The sequence below is a fragment of the Mesorhizobium sp. WSM4816 genome (assembly GCF_055811535.1).
The window spans coordinates 1-17317 of the sequence record NZ_JBVVQR010000041.1 but is presented as its reverse complement, the minus strand read 5'-3'; the positions used below and the strand labels follow the sequence as shown (position 1 = coordinate 17317).

Below are 17317 nucleotides of genomic sequence, written 5' to 3'. Positions count from 1 at the left end.
ACATCCTCACGACGCGATTCCCGGCAGCGCCACCGCGCCCGCTGCCTTCACGACAGCGCCGCTGCGCACCATGGCGATGGCCTTTTCCATGTCGGGGTGGAAATGCCGGTCATTGTCGAGATGCGGCACTTCGGCCCTGACCAGTCTGCGCACCGCTTCGAGCGGCGCACTCGATGCCAGCGGCGCATGGAAATCGCAGCCCTGCGTGGCGGCCAGCAATTCGATGCCGATGACGGCCGTCGCATTCTCGATCATGCCGATCAGCCGGCGCGCGCCATGTGCCGCCATCGAGACGTGGTCTTCCTGATTGGCCGAGGTCGGGATCGAATCGACACTGGCCGGATAGGCCTTTTGCTTGTTTTCCGAGACGAGTGCCGCCGCCGTCACTTGCGGGATCATGAAGCCTGAATTCAAGCCTGGCTTCGGGGTCAGGAAGGCCGGCATGCCCGACAGCGCCGGATCGACCAGCATGGCGATGCGCCGTTCCGACAGCGAGCCGATCTCGCAGACGGCGAGCGCGATCATGTCGGCGGCGAAGGCGACTGGCTCGGCGTGGAAATTGCCACCGGAAAGTGCTGTGTCGTCCTCGGCGAAGATCAGCGGATTGTCGGTGACGCCGTTGGCCTCGGTGCCCAGCGTGCCGGCGGCCTGGCGCAGCACGCTGAGCGCTGCACCCATCACCTGCGGCTGGCAGCGCAAGCAGTACGGGTCCTGCACGCGTTCGTCTCCGACCCGGTGCGATTCACGGATGGCACTGCCGGCCATCAGGTTGCGCAGCGCCTCTGCCGTCTCGATCTGGCCAGGATGCCTCCTGAGCAGGTGGATGCGCGGATCGAAGGGGGCGTCGGAGCCCTTGGCGGCATCGGTCGAGAGCGCACCGGCGACCAGCGCCGACTGGTAGAGCACTTCGGCGTCGAACAAGGCGGCCAACGCATAGGCGGTCGAAAACTGCGTGCCGTTGAGCAGCGCCAACCCTTCCTTGGCGCCAAGCGTGACCGGCTCCAGCCCGTGCGAGACAAAGGCGACCTTGGCCGGGAACCGGCCATGTGGGGTAAAACATTCGCCGACGCCGATCATCACCGCCGTCATGTGCGACAGTGGCGCAAGGTCGCCGGATGCGCCGACCGAGCCTTGCGCCGGCACCACCGGAATGACGTCGTTGGCGAGCATCGCTTCGAGCAGCTCAATGGTCTGCGGCCGCACGCCGGAGGCGCCCTGCGCCAAGCTGGCCAGCTTCAGTGCCATCATCAGCCGGCAAACAGCGACCGGCATCGGTTCGCCGACACCGGCGGCATGCGACAGCACGATGTTGCGTTGCAGCGTCTCGAGATCGGCGGCGGGGATACGGACGCTGGCCAATTTGCCGAAACCGGTGTTGATGCCATAGACCGGCTCACCCTTGGCGACGATGCGGGCAACGGCCTCGGCGCTGGCCTTGATCTTTGGCCAGCAGGCCGCGTCCAGCTTCGGCATCGCGCCACGATAGATTTCGCGCCAGTCGGCCAGCGTCGTGTTGCCCGGCTTGAGTCTGAGTTCACTCATTGTCCCCTCCAGATGCGGGCATGCAGCGGGTTGAAACCCATACGGTAGACGAGCTCGGCCGGGCGCTCGATGTCCCAGATCGCCAGGTCGGCCGATTTTCCAGCCTCCAGCGTGCCGGTTCGTCCGAGCAGTCCGAGCGCGCGGGCGGCCTCGCGGGTGACACCGGCAAGGCATTCGTCAACAGTCAGACCAAACAAAGTCGCCGCCATGTTCATGGTCAGCAGCAGCGAGGTCAGCGGCGAGGTGCCGGGATTGCAGTCGGTGGCGACCGCCATTTTGACGCCGTGCTGGCGAAACAGGCCGATCGGCGGCTTCTTGGTCTCACGGATGAAATAGTAGGCACCGGGCAGGATCGTCGCCACGGTCCCGGCCCTCGCCATCGCCGCCGCACCCGCCTCGTCAGTGTATTCGAGATGGTCGGCCGACAGGGCGCCATAGCGCGCCGCAAGTTCTGCGCCGTGCAGGTTGGACAATTGGTCAGCGTGGAGTTTTACCGGCAGGCCTGCTGCTTTCGCCGCGTCGAACACGCGAGAAATCTGCTCGGGCGAAAAGGCGATGCCTTCGCAAAAACCATCGACCGCGTCGGCCAGGTCCTCGGCAGTGACGGCCGGCAAAATCTGGTTTGCGACCAGATCGATAAAAGCGTCCTTGTCGCCTTTCGCTTCAGGCGGCAGGGCATGCGCGCCGAGGAAGCTCGTTGTTACCGTTACTGGACGGTTTTCGCCCAGGAGCCGCGCGGCGCGCAGCGATTTCTTCTCGTTTTCGAGATCGAGCCCGTAGCCCGACTTGACCTCGATGGTGGTGAGGCCTTCAGCGATCAGCGCGTCGAGGCGCGGCAGCGACTGCGCAACCAATTCCTGCTGGCTGGCAGCGCGCAGCGCCTTGACCGACGAGACGATGCCGCCGCCGGCCCTGGTGACCTCTTCATAGGTGGCGCCGGCCAGCCGCATCTCGAATTCATTGGCGCGATTGCCGGCGTGGACCAGATGAGTATGGCAGTCGATCAGGCCGGGTGTGATCCAGCGGCCTTCGCAATCGACAATCTCGGCGTTCTGGCTGAACGCTGCCGGCATGTCGGCTTCCTGGCCGGCATAGACGATCAGGCCATCGCGCGCGGCGATCGCGCCGTCTTCGACGATACCCAGTCCGGCGGCGCTGTCGGCCATGGTCGCCAGTCGCGCATTGCGCCAGAGGCGGATCTCCCCTGCCCGGCTTTTGCTCTCTCCAGCCATCATCTTTTCCGTTTCAATCGGCGGTGGTTATGTATATACATATTGAAACGCACTGCAAGTGGTATCATTGCACGGGACAAAGGGAATCGGAGAGAAAAACGTGACTGCGATCTTTGCGGAACAGGCGCTTCTGCCCGACGGCTGGCATTCCAATGCCCGGATCGTCGTCAGTGATGGCCACATCGCCACGGTCGAGCCGAACACCGCATCCCAGCCCGGCGACGAACGCCATGCCATTCTGCTGCCAGGCATGCCGAACCTGCACAGCCACGCCTTCCAGCGCGGCATGGCCGGTCTAGCCGAGCTGCGCGGCCCTTCAGCCGACAGCTTCTGGAGCTGGCGCGAGGTGATGTATCGCTTCGCGCTGTCGATGACGCCGGATCAGGTCGAGGCGGTCGCCGCGCAGCTCTATGTCGAGATGCTGGAGGCTGGGTTTTCACGCGTCGGCGAGTTTCACTATCTGCATCACGACCGCGACGGCCAGCCCTACGCCAACGTCGCCGAAATGGCCGACCGCATCACCGCCGCGGCTGCCGACACCGGCATCGGGCTGACGCTGCTGCCGGTCTTCTATGCACATTCCTCTTTCGGCGGCGCAGCGCCGAACGAAGGCCAGCGGCGATTCATCAACGATATGAATCGGTTCTCGCGGCTTGTTGAGAAATGTCACGAAACCGTTCGCACCTTGAATCACGCGGTCGTCGGCATCGCCCCGCACAGTCTGCGCGCCGTGACACCGGAGCAGTTGGAAAACATCGCGACAATGGCACCCGGCGGACCGATCCACATCCACATCGCCGAGCAAGTGAAGGAGGTCGAGGACTGCCTTGCCTGGTCCGGGGCGCGGCCGATCGAATGGCTGCTCGCCAATGCCAGGGTCGATAGTCGCTGGTGCCTGATCCACGCCACCCACATGACCGAGACCGAGACGGCGGCCTTGGCGAAAAGCGGAGCAATCGCCGGCCTCTGCCCGATCACCGAGGCCAATCTCGGCGACGGCACCTTTGCAGCACCTTTGTTCAAACAGCACGGCGGCCGCTTCGGCGTCGGCTCCGACTCCAACGTGCTGATCGGCCTGCCGGACGAATTGCGGCAGCTCGAATATTCGCAGCGCCTCGCCCACCGTGCCCGCAACCTGCTGGCGGTCGCCGGCGGTTCGACCGGGCGCGCACTGTTCGATGCCGCGCTCGACGGCGGCAGCGTAGCGCTCGGCGCAAGCCCCTCGCGGATCGCCGCTGGCGCCCCAGCCGATTTCATCTCGCTCGATGGCAAGCACCCGTCGCTTGCCGGCAAGACGGGCGATGCAGTGCTCGACACCTGGATCTTCGCCAACGGTTCCAAGGTCGATTGTGTCTGGGTGCATGGCAAGAAACTCGTCAGCAGTGGCAGGCATGCAAGGCGCGATTTTATTGCCGAGCGTTTTCGCAAGGTGATGGCGGCGCTTTCGGCATGAGCATGATCCAGACAATGGATGCGGACGGCGGCGAGCCCCTCTCGCTGCATCAACGCATCCTGTCCGACATCAGCGAACGAATCCTGTCCGGCGCCTGGGCGCCCGGCCACCGCATCCCGTTCGAGCACGAACTGACGGCCGAGTACAAATGTTCGCGCATGACGGTGAACAAGGCGCTGTCGCAGCTTGCCAAGGCGGGGCTGATAGAGCGCCGCCGCCGCTCTGGCAGCTTTGTCCGGCGGCCGCAGTCGCAAGCCGCGGTGTTGGAAATCCATGACATCAGGATCGAGGTCGAGGCGCTCGGCCTGCCCTATCGCTACGAGCGTGTGGCGCGACATAAAAGGCGCAGCAGCGCCGAGGATCGCGCCTTGCTGGAACTCGACTCCAACGGGCCGGTGCTGGCGCTGGAATGCCGGCATTTCGCCGGCAAGCGGCCGTTCGCCCACGAACAGCGGCTGATCAACCTGGCCGCTGTGGCCGAGGCTGCCAACGAGGAATTTTTTGCCGTCGCGCCTGGGCCGTGGCTGATCGCCCGCGTGCCATGGAGTGCCGCCGAGCACCGCATCCGCGCCGTCGCCGCCGACAGACACATTGCGACCGCACTCGAAATCGAGTCCGGCGCCCCCTGCCTGGTGGTCGAGCGACGGACATGGAGCGCCGAGCACCCGGTCACCCATGTCCGTTTCACCTATGCGGCCGACAGCCACACGCTGGTCGCGCGGTTCACGCCGTCGCAGGGGTAACCCTCCCCCTCGAGGGGAGGGTCGCGGAGGAAAATGCCGCATGGCGGCATTTTGTGACGCGGGGTGGGGTCGGTGCAACTTCGCCGGGCCCCCCCCCCCGCGCGAACAAACCCGGGGGGCGGCGGGACGCCCCCCCCCCCCCCCCCGCGGGGGGGGGCGCGCACAAAACCCCCCCCGGGGGTATTTTGGGCCGGGGGGGGGGGGCCGGTGCAACTTCGCCGACCCCACCCCGTCTCGCAATCTCCGCTTCGCTCCGACTACTCGCCGACCCTCCCCTCGAGGGGGAGGGTTAAGAGCCGCATCTCAAATCGCTGCAGTAATAATAATCTCGACCAGATATTCCGGCCCGGCAAGCTTGGCCTCGCCGGTGGCGCGGGCCGGGGTATGGCCCTGTGGCACCCACTTGTCCCATTCCGCGTTCATCTCGGCAAAGGTGCCCATGTCGGCCAGCCAGATGATCGCCTGCAGGATCTTGGTCTTGTCGGTGCCGGCCTTGGCCAGCAATTCGTCAATGGCCGCCAGGATGTCCCTGGTCTGGGTGCCGACGTTTCCGCCCGGTTCGCCGACCTGACCAGCCAGATAGACGGTGTTGCCGTGGATGACGATCTGGCTCATGCGTGGGCCAACATCGATGCGACGAATGCTCATTGGACGTTTCCTTCCTTTGTGGGTCGCGCCTCTTTAGAGTCGCGGTTCGCTGGGGGCAAGGTTGGATGAGCGAATCCTCTTGAGCCAGCAGGCGTGGGGCGAAAATAGGCACACGCAAATTGCTCCGGTCGCCGCAATTCCGCCGGATTGACTTGTTGACTAATGTAATAACATCACATATCCACCGCCGCTGCCGTACTAGTGGTGTCCCACGGATCGTCACATGACCAAAACCTGCCTGACATTCCGCGACCTGACGCTGGGCTACAACAGCCATCCGGCGATCCATCATCTCGATGGCACGATCCGCCGCGGGTCGCTGACTGCCGTCGTCGGCGCCAATGGCTCGGGTAAGTCGACCCTGATGAAGGGTATCGTCGGCGTGTTGAAACCTATGGCCGGCACGGTTGTCCGGGCGCCCGGCGTGCGCGCAGCTTATCTGCCGCAACAGTCGGAACTCGACCGCTCCTTTCCCGCCCGGGTCGTTGATCTGGTTTCGCTCGGCCTGTGGCCACGGCGCGGGCTGCTCGGCCGCTACACCAGGGAAGATCGCGATTCGGTCAGCCAGGCGCTGATGGCCGTCGGCCTCGGCGGCTTCGAGAAACGCCCGATCGACACGCTGTCGGGCGGCCAGCTGCAGCGCACGCTGTTCGCCCGTGTGCTGCTGCAGGACGCCGATCTCATTCTGCTCGACGAACCGTTCAACGCCGTCGATACCAAGACCGTCGGCGACCTGATCGCACTGATCAAGCGCTGGCATGGCGAGGAACGTACGATCCTGGTTGTCGTCCACGATCTGGAACTGGTGCGCCAGAATTTCCCCGAGACGCTGCTGCTGGCGCGCCAGCCAATCGCCTGGGGCGAAACCAGGGAAACGCTGCGGCCGGAAAACCTGTTGCGCGCGCGCCGCTTCCACGAAGCCTGGGAGGAGAACGCGCCCTGGTGCGAGCCCGACAAGCACGGTGATCACGGTCACGGCCCCGGGCACGACCCTGGGCACAACCATGCGCACGACCATTATCACGGCTCCGGGCCGCGGGCCGCATGATGGACACGCTCTACGGTCTTCTCATCGCTCCGTTCGCCGAATTCGCCTTCATGCAGCGGGCGCTTGCCGGTTCGCTGATGCTGTCGCTCGGCGCCTGCCCGGTCGGCGTGTTCCTGATGCTGCGGCGCATGAGCCTTTCCGGCGACGCCATGGCCCACGCCATCCTGCCGGGTGCTGCCGCCGGGTTCCTGTTTTATGGGCTGGAAATCCTGCCGATGACCATCGGCGGGCTGATTGCCGGCATCATCGTCGCGCTCGGCGCCGGCGCCGTCTCGCGCTTCACCATTCAGCGCGAGGACGCTTCGATGGCGGCCTTCTACCTGATTTCGCTGGCGATCGGCGTGCTGATGGTGTCGATCCGCGGCTCCAGCGTCGATCTCATGCATGTGCTGTTCGGCACCGTGCTTGCGCTCAACAATGAAGCGCTGACACTGATCGGCGGCATCGTGCTGGTCACGCTGGCCAGCCTCGCCATCTTCTGGCGGGCGCTCGTCGCCGAATGTCTCGACCCGCTGTTCCTGCGTTCGGTCAGCCGGCTGGGCAGCCCTGTGCATTTCATCTTCCTCGGCCTCGTCGTGCTCAACCTGGTCGGCGGCTTCCAGGCGCTCGGCACGCTGCTATCGGTCGGGCTGATGATGCTGCCTGCGGCCGCCGCCCGCTTCTGGACCATGCGCGTGGAGCCGATGTGCGTGCTGGCGGTGCTGATCGGCTTTGCCTCCTGCGTCGCGGGGCTGCTTCTGTCCTATCACGTGTCGCTGCCTTCCGGCCCGGCCATCATCCTGTCGGCCGGCGTCGTCTATTTTGCCTCGATCCTGTTCGGCACGCGCGGCATCCTGCGCGCCCGTATTATCCATCACCGCCACAGAACCGCCTGATCCGAAGGAGTGCTGTCCATGCTGAAATCGATCCGCGCCGCCCTGGCAGTGGGCGTTATGACATTGTCAGCCTTTGGCGCGTCGTCGGCCTTCGCGGAGCCGTTGAAAGTGATCGCCAGCTTCACGATCATTGCCGATTTCGCCAAAAATGTCGGCGGCGACCGGATCAATCTGACCACCATCGTCGGGCCGGATGGCGATGCCCATGTCTACGAGCCGAGTCCGGCTGACGCGGTGGCGATGGCGGGTGCGGATGTGGTGCTGGTCAACGGCCTGCATTTCGAAGGCTTTTTGCAGCGCCTGGTCGACGCCAGTGCCACCAAGGCGACGATCGCCGTTTTGACCAAGGGCGTCACGCCGATCAACTTCAAACCCGAATTCGCCGATGCCGACGCTGCTGAAGGCGCCCACACTGATGGCGAGACCGATCCGCATGCCTTCCAGTCGATCGCCAACGCCAAGATCTATGTGAAGAACATCGCCGATGCCTTCTGCACCGCCGACGCTGGGGGTTGCGACAGCTACAAGGCCAATGCCGCCGCCTATACAAAGAAACTCGACGCGCTTGAGGGCGAAGTGCAGACGGCGATCCAGTCGATCCCGGAAGAGAAACGCGTCGTCATCACCTCGCATGACGCCTTCGGCTATTTCGAGAAGGCCTATGGCCTCACCTTCCTGGCGCCCGAAGGGGTGTCGACCGAGTCGGAGCCGTCCGCTGCCGACGTCGCCAAGCTGGTCAGCCAGGTGAAGCAGGACAAGGCGGCGGCGGTCTTCATCGAGAACATCACCAACGCGCGGCTGATCGAGCAGATCGCCAGCGAGACCGGCACCAAGGTTGGCGGCACGCTTTATTCGGATGCGCTGTCGCAACCCGACGGCCCGGCATCGACCTATATCGACCTGATGCACAACAACATCGCCCAGATCAAAGGCGCGATCCTCGGAAGCTGATGCCTTCCTGGCCAGCCGGGCCGCGCCGGCTCTGTTGGATTCTCCGTCGAAAGAACTATCTGCGCAGTGGGATTTCATTCTGCGCGGATTGCCGATCTCGTCGGGGAGTCTTAAGACTGCGGCCAAACCAGTTTTGCGAGGAAACATGGAATATCGTCAGATCACCGAGGACTATTCGGTCTCCGGCCAGATCCAGCCCGAAGAAGTCGCCGCCATCAAGGCCGCCGGCTTCAAGAGCGTCATCTGCAACCGGCCTGATGACGAGCAGCCCGGCCAGCCTTCGGCGGACACCGTCAAAGCGGCAGTCGAAGCCGCCGGGCTTACCTTTCGCTACATTCCGGTCATCAGCGGCCAGATCACCGCCCAAAATGTCGAGGACCAGGCTGAGGCGCTCGATGAGCTCGAAGGCCCGGTGTTCGCCTATTGCCGTTCCGGCGCACGCTGCACCAACCTTTTTGGGCTGATCCAGCAGTCGAAGGGCTAAATCGGCAGCGCGCCGGTTTCCTTCAGCGTTTCCAGCACGATCGCCGTCTTCACATGCTGCACGGATTCGTGCGGCAGGAGCACGCCGTTGACGAATTCCGACAGCGATTTCAGGTCGGGCGTCACCACTTTCAGGATGTAATCCATCTCGCCGGTCAGCGCGTGCGCCTCCTGCACTTCCGGCAGCCGCGCCACCAACTCGCCGAAGCGCCGCGCATTGTCGCGGTTGTGGGTGGCGAGCGTTACAGAGATGACGTTGACCAGTGAGAAGCCGAGCTTGTCGCGGTCGAGCACCGCGCGATAGCCCCTAATATAGCCGTCCTCCTCCAGCCTCTGGCGGCGGCGCGAACATTGCGACGCCGACAGGTTCACCCGTTCCGACAAATCGTTGTTGGTCAGCCGTGCGTCGCCCTGCAAGAGAGCCATTATCTTGCGGTCAAACTGGTCTATGCGCGCCTCATCCATGATTTTTTCATCCACCATGCACAATTCCCGCATGATCTATTCGTTTAAAGCGTTTGAATGCAAGCACCATGCGCCTGCTCCGCGCTATAGTAGCGTCAAAATGGCCCTTTGCGGCCAAGCAGCTTTTGGAGGACAACACCATGGGTCCCTTCCCGCACGATGCACCGCCCGCAACGGTCAGCAAGGCCAATCCCGCCGGCACCGACGGCTTCGAATTCGTCGAGTTCGCGCATCCCGAACCGGAAAAGCTCGCCGACCTTTTTACCCGCATGGGCTATGTACCGGTAGCCAAGCACCGCACCAAGAACATCACCGTCTGGCGGCAGGGCGACATCAACTATGTCGTCAATGCCGAACCCGGCTCGCATGCGATGAAATTCGTCGACAAGCACGGCCCCTGCGCTTCCTCGATGGCCTGGCGGGTGGTCGATGCCAAGCACGCGTTCGACCATGCTGTCGCCAAGGGCGCCACACCCTATGAAGGCGTCGACAAGGCGCTCGATGTGCCGGCGATATCAGGCATTGGCGGCTCGCTGCTTTATTTCATCGAGGTCTACGGCGACAAAGGCTCGGCCTACGAAGCCGAATTCGACTGGCTGGGCGAGCCCGACCCGAAGCCGGAAGGCGTCGGCTTCTATTATCTCGACCACCTCACCCACAATGTCTATCGCGGCAATATGGACAAATGGTGGGATTTCTATCGTGACCTGTTCGGCTTCAAGCAGATCCATTTCTTCGACATCGACGGCAAGATCACCGGCCTGGTCAGCCGCGCGATCACCTCGCCCTGCGGCAAGATCCGCATCCCGCTCAACGAGTCCAAGGACGAGACCAGCCAGATCGCCGAATATCTGAAGAAGTACAATGGCGAAGGCATCCAGCACATCGCCGTCGGCACGGACGAGATCTACGGCGCCACCGACAGGCTGGCAGCCAACGGGCTGAAGTTCATGCCCGGTCCGCCGGAAACCTATTACGAGATGTCTCATGCCCGCGTGCACGGCCATGATGAGCCGATCGAGCGGATGAAAAAGCACGGCATCCTGATCGACGGCGAAGGCGTGGTTGACGGCGGCACGACCAAGATCCTGCTGCAGATCTTCTCGAAAACCGTAATCGGCCCGATCTTCTTCGAATTCATCCAGAGGAAGGGCGACGAAGGTTTTGGCGAGGGCAATTTCCGTGCGCTGTTCGAATCGATCGAGCAGGACCAGATCAAGCGCGGAGTGCTGAAGGTGCAGGCGGCGGAGTGAGGTGCGCCTTCAAATTCCTTGCGGTTCGATCAATTATGACCTAAATTCTGGTCATAAGAGGTCTGACCATGAATGTTCCGATGGCAAAAGCGAAGGCCCAACTCTCCGAGTTGGTGAAACGTGCGCAGGCCGGTGAAGAGATCCATCTGACGCGGCATGGCGAGGTTGTGGCAACCTTGAGCGCTCCCGCCCGGGCTGGCGGGAGCAAGGGTCTTTTTGGAGCCCTGAAAGGCCAAATTCGGATATCGGATGATTTTGATGAACTCGGTCCCGAATGGGACGAGTACATTAAATGAGCCACCAATATCTGGTGGATACTCATATTCTGCTTTGGGTACTGAACGCAGACTCGCGCCTTTCGGACCACCATCGCGACATCTTTCTTGCGGGCGAGGATGTGGTCGTCAGCGCCGTCTCGGTAGCAGAGATCGCCATCAAGAAATCGCTCGGCAAAGTCACGCTCACAGGCAACATAGTGGAAATCTTGCGATCGAACGGCATTCCGATCCTCGGTGTGAATGAACTACACGCGGCGAGGCTTGAGCATTTGCCGCTCCATCACCGCGATCCTTTCGACCGTCTGCTCATCGCACAGGCTCAAATTGAGGGCCTGACGTTCGTCACTGCGGATCGGCATTTTTCAGCCTATGACGTTGCGTTGGTCTGATCACAGATTCAGCCGCTCGACCTCCGCCTACCTCAACTTCAAATCATAGTTGAGCAAAAACTCATCGAGTTGCGGCGGCTTTACCGAGGTGCCGGACATCATCGCATGCACCTGGCCACGATGATGGATCCCATGGATGAAGAGATGGGCGAGCAGATCGCCGATGCGCTCCGGTATTTTCCGTCCGCTGAAGTTTACTTGGTGAGGCCGGCGGCCTTGCGCAGAATGTCGTTGATGCGGCTCTGCCAGCCGGGACCGCCGGCGCGAAAGCGAGCGACCACATCACTGTCGAGGCGCAGCGTCACCTGCTTCTTCGGATTGTCGAGCGCCGGCCACCCGCGCGAACGGCAAATGCTTTCGGCAAGGTCCGGAAAAACGTCAGCGAATGGACGAGCGTTTTTGAAATCCTCCTCGGTCCATTCGGGGTTGTCCGAAACGGCGTCCCAATCTTCTTTGGTAAAACCTTTGCCTGGCTGAAATTCGCTGTCAGGCTTCGTAATATTCAGCTTAGGTTTTGCCATCGAACAATCTCCTTTCCGCCTGGTTGGCCGGTCGCATCGAAATTACCGAGATGCCCTCGGCGCCCAGCCGGGCAAAAACCACAGCTGAGCCGGTCGTTCGACCAGAGGTTGTTGCGCGCCATGCGGCGCAGATGACCGAGCAGGTCCACGTCACACACCAGTCCAGGCAATCAATTTCACAGCGATACAGATAGCCCCTATGGCTAGCAGACGAGCGATCATACGACGGCGTAGCGCTTGCGTTTCAACATCGCTCGCAACGTCCCGATTTATAGCGACGTTAACAAGCTTCGGCAGACGCGCCACGCTACTGAAGTTACGCAGTCTTTCAGATCGATCCTCGATCTGACGGCAGAGCCGGATCGCCGAAATCAAAAGCCAGGCAGTAGCGATGCTACAAATTCCCACGAACCAAAGGTAAGCAGCGGTGTAAGGCATCCTGGGTCCCCCCGCGTTTGGAACGATTAAGCTAGATCACTCCGCTGACTGGACCAAGGACACGCCCGCCCACAGAAGTGCGAATCCGGCGAGAACGATCAGCAGCAGCCGGTTCATGCGCCGGCGCATGGCTTGCGTCTCCTCGTCCCGCGCGACGTTCGTGTTGGTCACCGTGTGGAAAATCATCGCGTTGCGCGGAAAGCCGCTGCGGTTGGTAAGCCCGGGCGAGCGCGCCTCGATGCGATAGCTCAGCCGGACCGCCTGGATGAAGATCGCCAGCATGAGAAGAGCCCAGACACCGCAAAGAAGATAGACAGTCTCGCCTGTCATTCTCCGTATTTCTCGACCTTCTGCTCGATCGCACCAAAAATCGAATGTCCGATCCTGTCCTTCATCTCGATGCGCACAATGTCGCCAAGGCCCAGGAACGGGGTTGTCGGTTCGCCGGCCTCGATGGTCTCGATCATGCGCAACTCGGCTATGCAGGAATAGCCGGCGCCGCCCGCCGAGACAGGCTTGCCAGGCCCGCCGTCGAGCTTGTTGGAGACCGTGCCCGAACCGATGATGGTGCCGGCGGCCAGCGGCCGGGTTTTCGCGGCATGCACAATCAGCGCCGGAAAATCGAATGTCATGTCCACGCCGGCGTTGGCGCGGCCGAACGGCTTGCCGTTGAGATCGACCAGCAGCGGCAGGTTGACCTTGCCGCCATCCCAGGCCTCGCCAAGTTCGCCCGGCGTCACCGCGACGGGCGAAAACGCCGAGGACGGCTTTGATTGGAAGAATCCGAAGCCCTTGGCAAGCTCTGGCGCGGTGAGGGAGCGCAGCGTGACGTCATTGACCAGCATGACCAGCCGGATCGCGGCTCTTGCCGCATCGAGGCTTGCCCCCATCGGCACATCGTCGACGACGACAGCGACTTCCCCTTCCATGTCGACGCCAAGAGCCTCGTCGAGCGTGCGGATCGGATCACGCGGCGCGATGAAACTGTCCGAACCACCCTGGTAGATCAGCGGATCGGTCCAGAAGCTTGCCGGCATTTCGGCGCCGCGCGCCTTCCGCACCAGTTCGACATGATTCACATAGGCAGAGCCATCGGCCCACTGGTAGGCGCGCGGCAACGGCGAATGGGCATCATGCTCGTGAAAGCGCGCTGACGGCACCGCATTGTTCTCCAGCGATTCCGCTATTGTCGCCAGATGCGGCGCGATCCGGTTCCAGTTGTCGAGCGCCGACTGCAGCGTCGGCACCAGAAACGAGGCATCGGTGAACCGCGTCAGGTCGCGCGAGACGACGACCAGCTTTCCGTCGCGCGTCCCGTCCTTCAATGTGGCAAGCTTCATGCGGTTTCCTCTCCTGATGCGGCTTTGGTGCCGCTTTGAATTTTGTATGATCTCTTCCGAAAACCGGTTCTCACTTTTCGCTAACGCGGTCCTTCGGTTCGGGATCATGCTCCAGTCCCACAACAAGGCCGTCGTGGGCAATCGTCAAGTCTCCGGCCCATGTTTTCCTGACGGCGGCGATCCAGTCGGCCTCGCCGATCTCGGGATCATCGGCCGGGATGAGGTGGTTGAGCACCAGTCTCTTGGCTCCTGCGTCACTGGCGATGCGCCCCGCCTCCTCAGCAAAACTATGGCTGGCGAGCAGATGCTCCCTCAGCCGCGCGCCATTGCCGGTTTTCGCGACGAGCCGCTCGATGCCGTCTTCCAGCATGGCTTCATGGACGAGAATGTCGGCGCCTTTGGCGAAATCCGCCAATGGCGGAAAGAACGCCGTATCGGCGGAAAACACCACGCTCTGTCCGGCATGCTCGAAGCGAAGCGCAAAGCAGTCGTTCACCGGCGGATGGTCGACGCGTAGCGCCAAAACCTTCAGGCCGCGCTCCTCCATCACCCGGCCTTCGCCGAACTCGATGATCGAAACCAAATCTGCGATATCAGGCCGGCCTTCGTCGACTATGCGTATCTCGATGTCGAATTCCATCGCTTGGCAAAAGCGCTGCCAGTAATGGCCGGTGCCGGGCGGGCCGAACACGGTGACCGGTGTCGCCAGACCCGCCGTCCAGGCGGTGTGGATCAGCGGACCGAGTTCCAGCACATGGTCGGAATGCAGATGCGTGATGAAGACCAGGTCGAGCGACTTTAGGCTGATGCCGGTCTCGGCCAGCCCGTGCGTCACGCCAAGCGCGCAATCCACGACGATGGTACGTCCGCCGAATTTCAGCAGCGACGAACTCGGCCACGGACCGCCCGGCCGGAGCGCCGGGCCGCCCTTCGAGCCCAGCAGCACCAGCCGATCCCGCATTGGATCAGCGCTCAAGACCAGTCGCCCTCGGGCGTGCCGTTGAAGCGCTTCTTCAGATCGGCCCAGCAGTCGATGTAATTGTCCTGCCGGGTTTCAACCTCGGCGGCGTAGCGGGTCAGCATCTGTGGGAATCGCGTCTCGAACATGAAGGCCATGGTGTTGTCGAGCTTGACCGGTTTCAGATCCGCGTGGAAGGCTTTTTCAAAACCTGTTGCGTCAGGCCCGTGGGCCAGCATCAGATTGTGCAGGCTGATGCCGCCGGGAACGAAGCCCTCTTCCTTGGCGTCATACTGGCCGTGGATCAAGCCCATGAACTCGCTCATGATGTTGCGGTGATACCAGGGCGGGCGAAACGTGTTTTCGGCCACCAGCCAGCGCGGCGGGAAGATGACGAAGTCGATGTTGGCGGTGCCCTCTTCGCCGCTCGGCGCGGTCAGCACCGTGAAGATCGACGGATCGGGATGGTCGAACAGGATCGCGCCGACCGGCGAAAACGTTGCAAGATCATATTTGTAGGGCGAGTAGTTGCCGTGCCACGCCACCACATCCAGCGGCGAATGATCGAGTTCGGTGACATGGAACTGGCCGCACCATTTCACGATCAGCCGGCACGGCGTTTCCTTGTCCTCGAACCAGGCGCAAGGCGTCTTGAAATCGCGCGGATTGGCCAGGCAATTGGCGCCGATCGGGCCACGATCCGGCAACGTCAGCTTGGCGCCGTAGTTCTCGCAGACATAGCCGCGCACTGTTTCATCGACCAGTTCGACCTTGAACACTAGGCCGCGCGGCAGCACGGCGATCTCGCCCGGTCGCAATTCGATGACGCCCATCTCGGTGACGAAGCGCAGCGCCCCCACTTGCGGCACGATAAGCAACTCGCCGTCGGCGTTGAAGAAATGGTCGTCGGCCATCGAACGGTTGGCGACATAGACATGGGCGGCCATGCCGGTCTGGCCGAGCACGTCGCCGGCGGTGGTGATCGAGCGCATGCCGGCAATGAAGTCGGTCGGTTCCTTCGGCATCGGCACCGGGTTCCAGCGGTACTGGCCAAGCGCAAGTTCGTGATCGCCGACATTCGGCGCGCTTTTCCACAGCGGATAATCCGCCGCCTTGAAGCGGCCGGTGTGCCTGACGCTCGGCCTGATGCGGTAGAGCCAGGAACGCTCGTTGGTGCCGCGCGGCGCGGTGAAGGGCGAGCCCGAAAGCTGCTCGGCATAAAGGCCGTAGGCCGGCCGCTGCGGCGAATTCCGCCCTTGCGGCAGCGAACCGGGCAAAGTCTCGGTTTCGAAGTCGTTGCCGAACCCCGGCATGTAGGAAAAGGCCATGGCATCCTCCCTGGATTGACCAAATTGGTTTCATTTGTAACCATCGAAAATGTAACTATCAATCGTGATGGAGCAGACCATGGAGGCTGACACCCTCGAACTCGAAAGCTTCCTGCCCTACCGGCTCTACCGGCTCGCCGATGCCGTCAGCCGCGAATTCTCCAGGGTTTACAAGGACCGCCATGGCCTGACGCGCCCGGAATGGCGCACGCTGGCCGGTCTCGGCCAGCACGGCACGATGACGGCAACAGCTCTCGGCGAACAGTCGGCCATGCACAAGACCAAGGTTTCGCGCGCCGTCGCCGAACTCGAACGGCGGCGGTGGCTGACGCGCAAACCGGATGAAAAAGACCGCCGCATCGAGCATCTGACGCTGACCGGAGCGGGCCTTGCCGCCTATCGCGAAATGGTGCCGTTGGCAAAGGCATTCGAACGGGACTTGCTGGGAAGGCTGAATGCCAGCGAGCGCGCAGCAATCACGAACGGACTGAATGCACTCGAAATAAACTTCGCCTTGGGCAACGGTTAGATAGCTATAGTGGTCGGTAGTGCGCCCAACCCGAAGTAAGTGCGTTCGGTCTCAATCATGCGCCTTATTTGACGTCGAAACGCAACCGGCTCATCGACGTGAGCCAAGACCTCGTGCGCTCGCGAAGCAGCAGGCTCCCGTACGCTCCCCAGCATCAGTCTTGCCGTGCCTTGATCCCCAGCCAAAGCCGCCGCAACACCGGCATGGAAAGGAGCCCACACGCCATGGTCGCCCAATTTCATTTCGTTCACCAGGACCGTGGCAGTTGCAGCTACAGAAGGGAACGTCGATCGATAAATCTGGTCAATTTCGGCTGCCGTCCTGGCCATTTGACTTGCCAAGGGGGCAAACTGCTCAGGACTTTCAAACTTGGCAAACGAGCCAACGCGCTCAACGCGATCGAAGGTCAATGTGCTCGGCAGTGAACCCCAAAGCCAGTGAACCGCTAAATTCAGATAAGAGCCTTTTGACCATGAGCTGGGTTGGAACTCGACAACACTTAGCCAGAAGCCACGATCGGCGATCCATGTTCGCGACTGACCCTTCCGCCGGAATCCAGCGGGTTGCAATGCGATCTTTGCCTGCGAAGCAATGATACGTCCGTGCTCGTTTTCCGCCATCTCGGCCCCCAACGTGAAGACAAATGGGCTGGCGCTACCAATCCATCACCACCTTGCCGGAATTGCCGCTCTTCATCGCCTCGAAGCCGGAAATATAGTCGTCCACGCCGATGCGGTGGGTGATCAACCCAGTGACGTCGAGCGGCCCCTGCACCAGCGCGATCATCTTGTACCAGGTCTCGAACATCTCGCGGCCATAGATGCCCTTGAGATGCAGCATCTT

Annotated in this window: 20 protein-coding genes and 3 pseudogenes; 10 read left to right on the top strand and 13 right to left on the bottom strand. The window is 62.3% G+C overall.

The window, feature by feature from the left end:
• Nucleotides 1-6 precede the first annotated feature (6 nt).
• Nucleotides 7-1542, bottom strand: coding sequence for a histidine ammonia-lyase (hutH, locus tag AC0L3H_RS28480; RefSeq protein WP_473587676.1), 1536 nt, complete (start codon nt 1540-1542; stop codon nt 7-9).
• The gene (gene hutI / locus AC0L3H_RS28475) at nt 1539-2774 is read right to left on the bottom strand and encodes an imidazolonepropionase (protein WP_473587675.1); all 1236 of its coding nucleotides are present in this window, start codon (nt 2772-2774) and stop codon (nt 1539-1541) included. Before hutI ends, hutH begins: the two co-directional genes overlap by 4 nt.
• A 100-nt stretch (nt 2775-2874) precedes the next feature.
• Here hutI and AC0L3H_RS28470 point away from each other — a divergent pair, with 100 nt between their 5' ends.
• A complete protein-coding gene (locus AC0L3H_RS28470; protein ID WP_473587674.1) occupies nt 2875-4227 on the top strand; it encodes a formimidoylglutamate deiminase in 1353 nt (450 codons plus the stop codon).
• Nucleotides 4224-4970, top strand: coding sequence for a histidine utilization repressor (hutC, locus tag AC0L3H_RS28465; RefSeq protein ID WP_287055384.1), 747 nt, complete (start codon nt 4224-4226; stop codon nt 4968-4970). Before AC0L3H_RS28470 ends, hutC begins: the two co-directional genes overlap by 4 nt.
• Before the next feature lie 303 nt (nt 4971-5273).
• On the opposite strand, the gene AC0L3H_RS28460 is transcribed toward hutC, so the two are convergent.
• Nucleotides 5274-5618 (bottom strand): RidA family protein, encoded by a 345-nt coding sequence (locus tag AC0L3H_RS28460; RefSeq protein WP_091600542.1) that lies wholly within the window; start codon nt 5616-5618, stop codon nt 5274-5276.
• 223 nt (nt 5619-5841) lie between these two features.
• On the opposite strand from AC0L3H_RS28460, the gene aztA reads away from it, so the two are divergent.
• From aztA to AC0L3H_RS28440, 4 genes are all read left to right on the top strand, one after another.
• Entirely contained in the window at nt 5842-6666 is an 825-nt protein-coding gene (gene aztA / locus AC0L3H_RS28455) for a zinc ABC transporter ATP-binding protein AztA (RefSeq protein ID WP_473587673.1), read from the top strand.
• Nucleotides 6666-7541, top strand: a complete 876-nt coding sequence (gene aztB / locus AC0L3H_RS28450) for a zinc ABC transporter permease AztB (RefSeq protein ID WP_473587692.1) — start codon at nt 6666-6668, stop codon at nt 7539-7541. Before aztA ends, aztB begins: the two co-directional genes overlap by 1 nt.
• Nucleotides 7542-7559: 18 nt before the next feature.
• Nucleotides 7560-8492, top strand: a complete 933-nt coding sequence (gene aztC / locus AC0L3H_RS28445) for a zinc ABC transporter substrate-binding protein AztC (protein ID WP_473587672.1) — start codon at nt 7560-7562, stop codon at nt 8490-8492.
• 145 nt (nt 8493-8637) lie between these two features.
• On the top strand, nt 8638-8976 hold the full coding sequence (locus tag AC0L3H_RS28440) for a protein tyrosine phosphatase family protein (RefSeq protein WP_128176911.1): 339 nt from the start codon (nt 8638-8640) through the stop codon (nt 8974-8976).
• On the opposite strand, the gene AC0L3H_RS28435 is transcribed toward AC0L3H_RS28440, so the two are convergent.
• Nucleotides 8973-9440, bottom strand: coding sequence for an Lrp/AsnC family transcriptional regulator (locus AC0L3H_RS28435; RefSeq protein WP_027153898.1), 468 nt, complete (start codon nt 9438-9440; stop codon nt 8973-8975). The two genes, AC0L3H_RS28440 and AC0L3H_RS28435, sit on opposite strands and share 4 nt — an antisense overlap.
• A 140-nt stretch (nt 9441-9580) precedes the next feature.
• On the opposite strand from AC0L3H_RS28435, the gene hppD reads away from it, so the two are divergent.
• The 3 genes from hppD (at nt 9581) to AC0L3H_RS28420 (ending at nt 11360) form a co-directional block, all read left to right on the top strand.
• Nucleotides 9581-10693, top strand: coding sequence for a 4-hydroxyphenylpyruvate dioxygenase (gene hppD, locus AC0L3H_RS28430; protein ID WP_473587671.1), 1113 nt, complete (start codon nt 9581-9583; stop codon nt 10691-10693).
• A 68-nt stretch (nt 10694-10761) separates the two neighbouring features.
• Nucleotides 10762-10989 carry a type II toxin-antitoxin system Phd/YefM family antitoxin gene (locus AC0L3H_RS28425; RefSeq protein ID WP_091600557.1) on the top strand — a complete coding sequence of 76 codons (228 nt, stop codon included), beginning with the start codon at nt 10762-10764 and terminating at the stop codon, nt 10987-10989.
• Nucleotides 10986-11360: a type II toxin-antitoxin system VapC family toxin gene (locus AC0L3H_RS28420; protein WP_473587670.1), complete on the top strand. Its 375-nt coding sequence runs from the start codon at nt 10986-10988 to the stop codon at nt 11358-11360. The genes AC0L3H_RS28425 and AC0L3H_RS28420 overlap by 4 nt, the downstream gene beginning before the upstream one ends.
• A 27-nt stretch (nt 11361-11387) precedes the next feature.
• Here AC0L3H_RS28420 and AC0L3H_RS28415 read toward each other — a convergent pair.
• The 7 genes and pseudogenes from AC0L3H_RS28415 to hmgA all read right to left on the bottom strand — a co-directional run.
• Nucleotides 11388-11537: pseudogene (locus AC0L3H_RS28415) on the bottom strand (DinB family protein); the annotation flags it as partial.
• 17 nt (nt 11538-11554) lie between these two features.
• Nucleotides 11555-11881 carry a BrnA antitoxin family protein gene (locus AC0L3H_RS28410; protein WP_473587669.1) on the bottom strand — a complete coding sequence of 109 codons (327 nt, stop codon included), beginning with the start codon at nt 11879-11881 and terminating at the stop codon, nt 11555-11557.
• A pseudogene (locus tag AC0L3H_RS28405) lies at nt 11868-11966 on the bottom strand (BrnT family toxin); the annotation flags it as partial. The gene AC0L3H_RS28410 and the pseudogene AC0L3H_RS28405, both read right to left, overlap by 14 nt.
• Before the next feature lie 389 nt (nt 11967-12355).
• Nucleotides 12356-12601, bottom strand: a complete 246-nt coding sequence (locus AC0L3H_RS28400; protein ID WP_287173242.1) for a hypothetical protein — start codon at nt 12599-12601, stop codon at nt 12356-12358.
• 44 nt (nt 12602-12645) lie between these two features.
• Nucleotides 12646-13659 (bottom strand): fumarylacetoacetate hydrolase family protein, encoded by a 1014-nt coding sequence (locus tag AC0L3H_RS28395; RefSeq protein ID WP_473587668.1) that lies wholly within the window; start codon nt 13657-13659, stop codon nt 12646-12648.
• Nucleotides 13660-13729: 70 nt separating this feature from the next.
• A complete protein-coding gene (locus tag AC0L3H_RS28390) occupies nt 13730-14620 on the bottom strand; it encodes an MBL fold metallo-hydrolase (protein WP_167366596.1) in 891 nt (296 codons plus the stop codon).
• Between the two features lie 11 nt (nt 14621-14631).
• Nucleotides 14632-15945: a homogentisate 1,2-dioxygenase gene (gene hmgA, locus AC0L3H_RS28385; RefSeq protein ID WP_128170242.1), complete on the bottom strand. Its 1314-nt coding sequence runs from the start codon at nt 15943-15945 to the stop codon at nt 14632-14634.
• A 79-nt stretch (nt 15946-16024) separates the two neighbouring features.
• Between hmgA and AC0L3H_RS28380 the strand changes: the two genes are divergently transcribed.
• Complete coding sequence (locus AC0L3H_RS28380; RefSeq protein ID WP_473587667.1) at nt 16025-16474, top strand: MarR family winged helix-turn-helix transcriptional regulator; 450 nt, start codon at nt 16025-16027, stop codon at nt 16472-16474.
• On the opposite strand, the gene AC0L3H_RS28375 is transcribed toward AC0L3H_RS28380, so the two are convergent.
• Complete coding sequence (locus tag AC0L3H_RS28375) at nt 16471-17094, bottom strand: DUF4304 domain-containing protein (RefSeq protein WP_473587666.1); 624 nt, start codon at nt 17092-17094, stop codon at nt 16471-16473. The two genes, AC0L3H_RS28380 and AC0L3H_RS28375, sit on opposite strands and share 4 nt — an antisense overlap.
• A gap of 34 nt (nt 17095-17128) precedes the next feature.
• Nucleotides 17129-17317 (bottom strand): annotated as a pseudogene (gene tdh, locus AC0L3H_RS28370) (L-threonine 3-dehydrogenase); the annotation flags it as partial.

Bases quoted from the DNA above. Each gene is read 5' to 3' on its own strand.
- AC0L3H_RS28380 (WP_473587667.1), top strand. From the start codon at position 16,025: ATGGAGGCTGACACCCTCGAACTCGAAAGCTTCCTGCCCTACCGGCTC.
- AC0L3H_RS28440 (WP_128176911.1), top strand. From the start codon at position 8,638: ATGGAATATCGTCAGATCACCGAGGACTATTCGGTCTCCGGCCAGATC.
- hppD (WP_473587671.1), top strand. From the start codon at position 9,581: ATGGGTCCCTTCCCGCACGATGCACCGCCCGCAACGGTCAGCAAGGCC.
- AC0L3H_RS28395 (WP_473587668.1), bottom strand. From the start codon at position 13,659: ATGAAGCTTGCCACATTGAAGGACGGGACGCGCGACGGAAAGCTGGTC.
- hmgA (WP_128170242.1), bottom strand. From the start codon at position 15,945: ATGGCCTTTTCCTACATGCCGGGGTTCGGCAACGACTTCGAAACCGAG.
- AC0L3H_RS28375 (WP_473587666.1), bottom strand. From the start codon at position 17,094: ATGGCGGAAAACGAGCACGGACGTATCATTGCTTCGCAGGCAAAGATC.
- AC0L3H_RS28390 (WP_167366596.1), bottom strand. From the start codon at position 14,620: ATGCGGGATCGGCTGGTGCTGCTGGGCTCGAAGGGCGGCCCGGCGCTC.
- hutC (WP_287055384.1), top strand. From the start codon at position 4,224: ATGAGCATGATCCAGACAATGGATGCGGACGGCGGCGAGCCCCTCTCG.
- aztC (WP_473587672.1), top strand. From the start codon at position 7,560: ATGCTGAAATCGATCCGCGCCGCCCTGGCAGTGGGCGTTATGACATTG.
- AC0L3H_RS28420 (WP_473587670.1), top strand. From the start codon at position 10,986: ATGAGCCACCAATATCTGGTGGATACTCATATTCTGCTTTGGGTACTG.
- AC0L3H_RS28435 (WP_027153898.1), bottom strand. From the start codon at position 9,440: ATGGATGAGGCGCGCATAGACCAGTTTGACCGCAAGATAATGGCTCTC.
- aztB (WP_473587692.1), top strand. From the start codon at position 6,666: ATGGACACGCTCTACGGTCTTCTCATCGCTCCGTTCGCCGAATTCGCC.
- AC0L3H_RS28400 (WP_287173242.1), bottom strand. From the start codon at position 12,601: ATGCTGGCGATCTTCATCCAGGCGGTCCGGCTGAGCTATCGCATCGAG.
- AC0L3H_RS28460 (WP_091600542.1), bottom strand. From the start codon at position 5,618: ATGAGCATTCGTCGCATCGATGTTGGCCCACGCATGAGCCAGATCGTC.
- aztA (WP_473587673.1), top strand. From the start codon at position 5,842: ATGACCAAAACCTGCCTGACATTCCGCGACCTGACGCTGGGCTACAAC.
- AC0L3H_RS28410 (WP_473587669.1), bottom strand. From the start codon at position 11,881: ATGGCAAAACCTAAGCTGAATATTACGAAGCCTGACAGCGAATTTCAG.
- AC0L3H_RS28425 (WP_091600557.1), top strand. From the start codon at position 10,762: ATGAATGTTCCGATGGCAAAAGCGAAGGCCCAACTCTCCGAGTTGGTG.
- hutH (WP_473587676.1), bottom strand. From the start codon at position 1,542: ATGAGTGAACTCAGACTCAAGCCGGGCAACACGACGCTGGCCGACTGG.
- hutI (WP_473587675.1), bottom strand. From the start codon at position 2,774: ATGGCTGGAGAGAGCAAAAGCCGGGCAGGGGAGATCCGCCTCTGGCGC.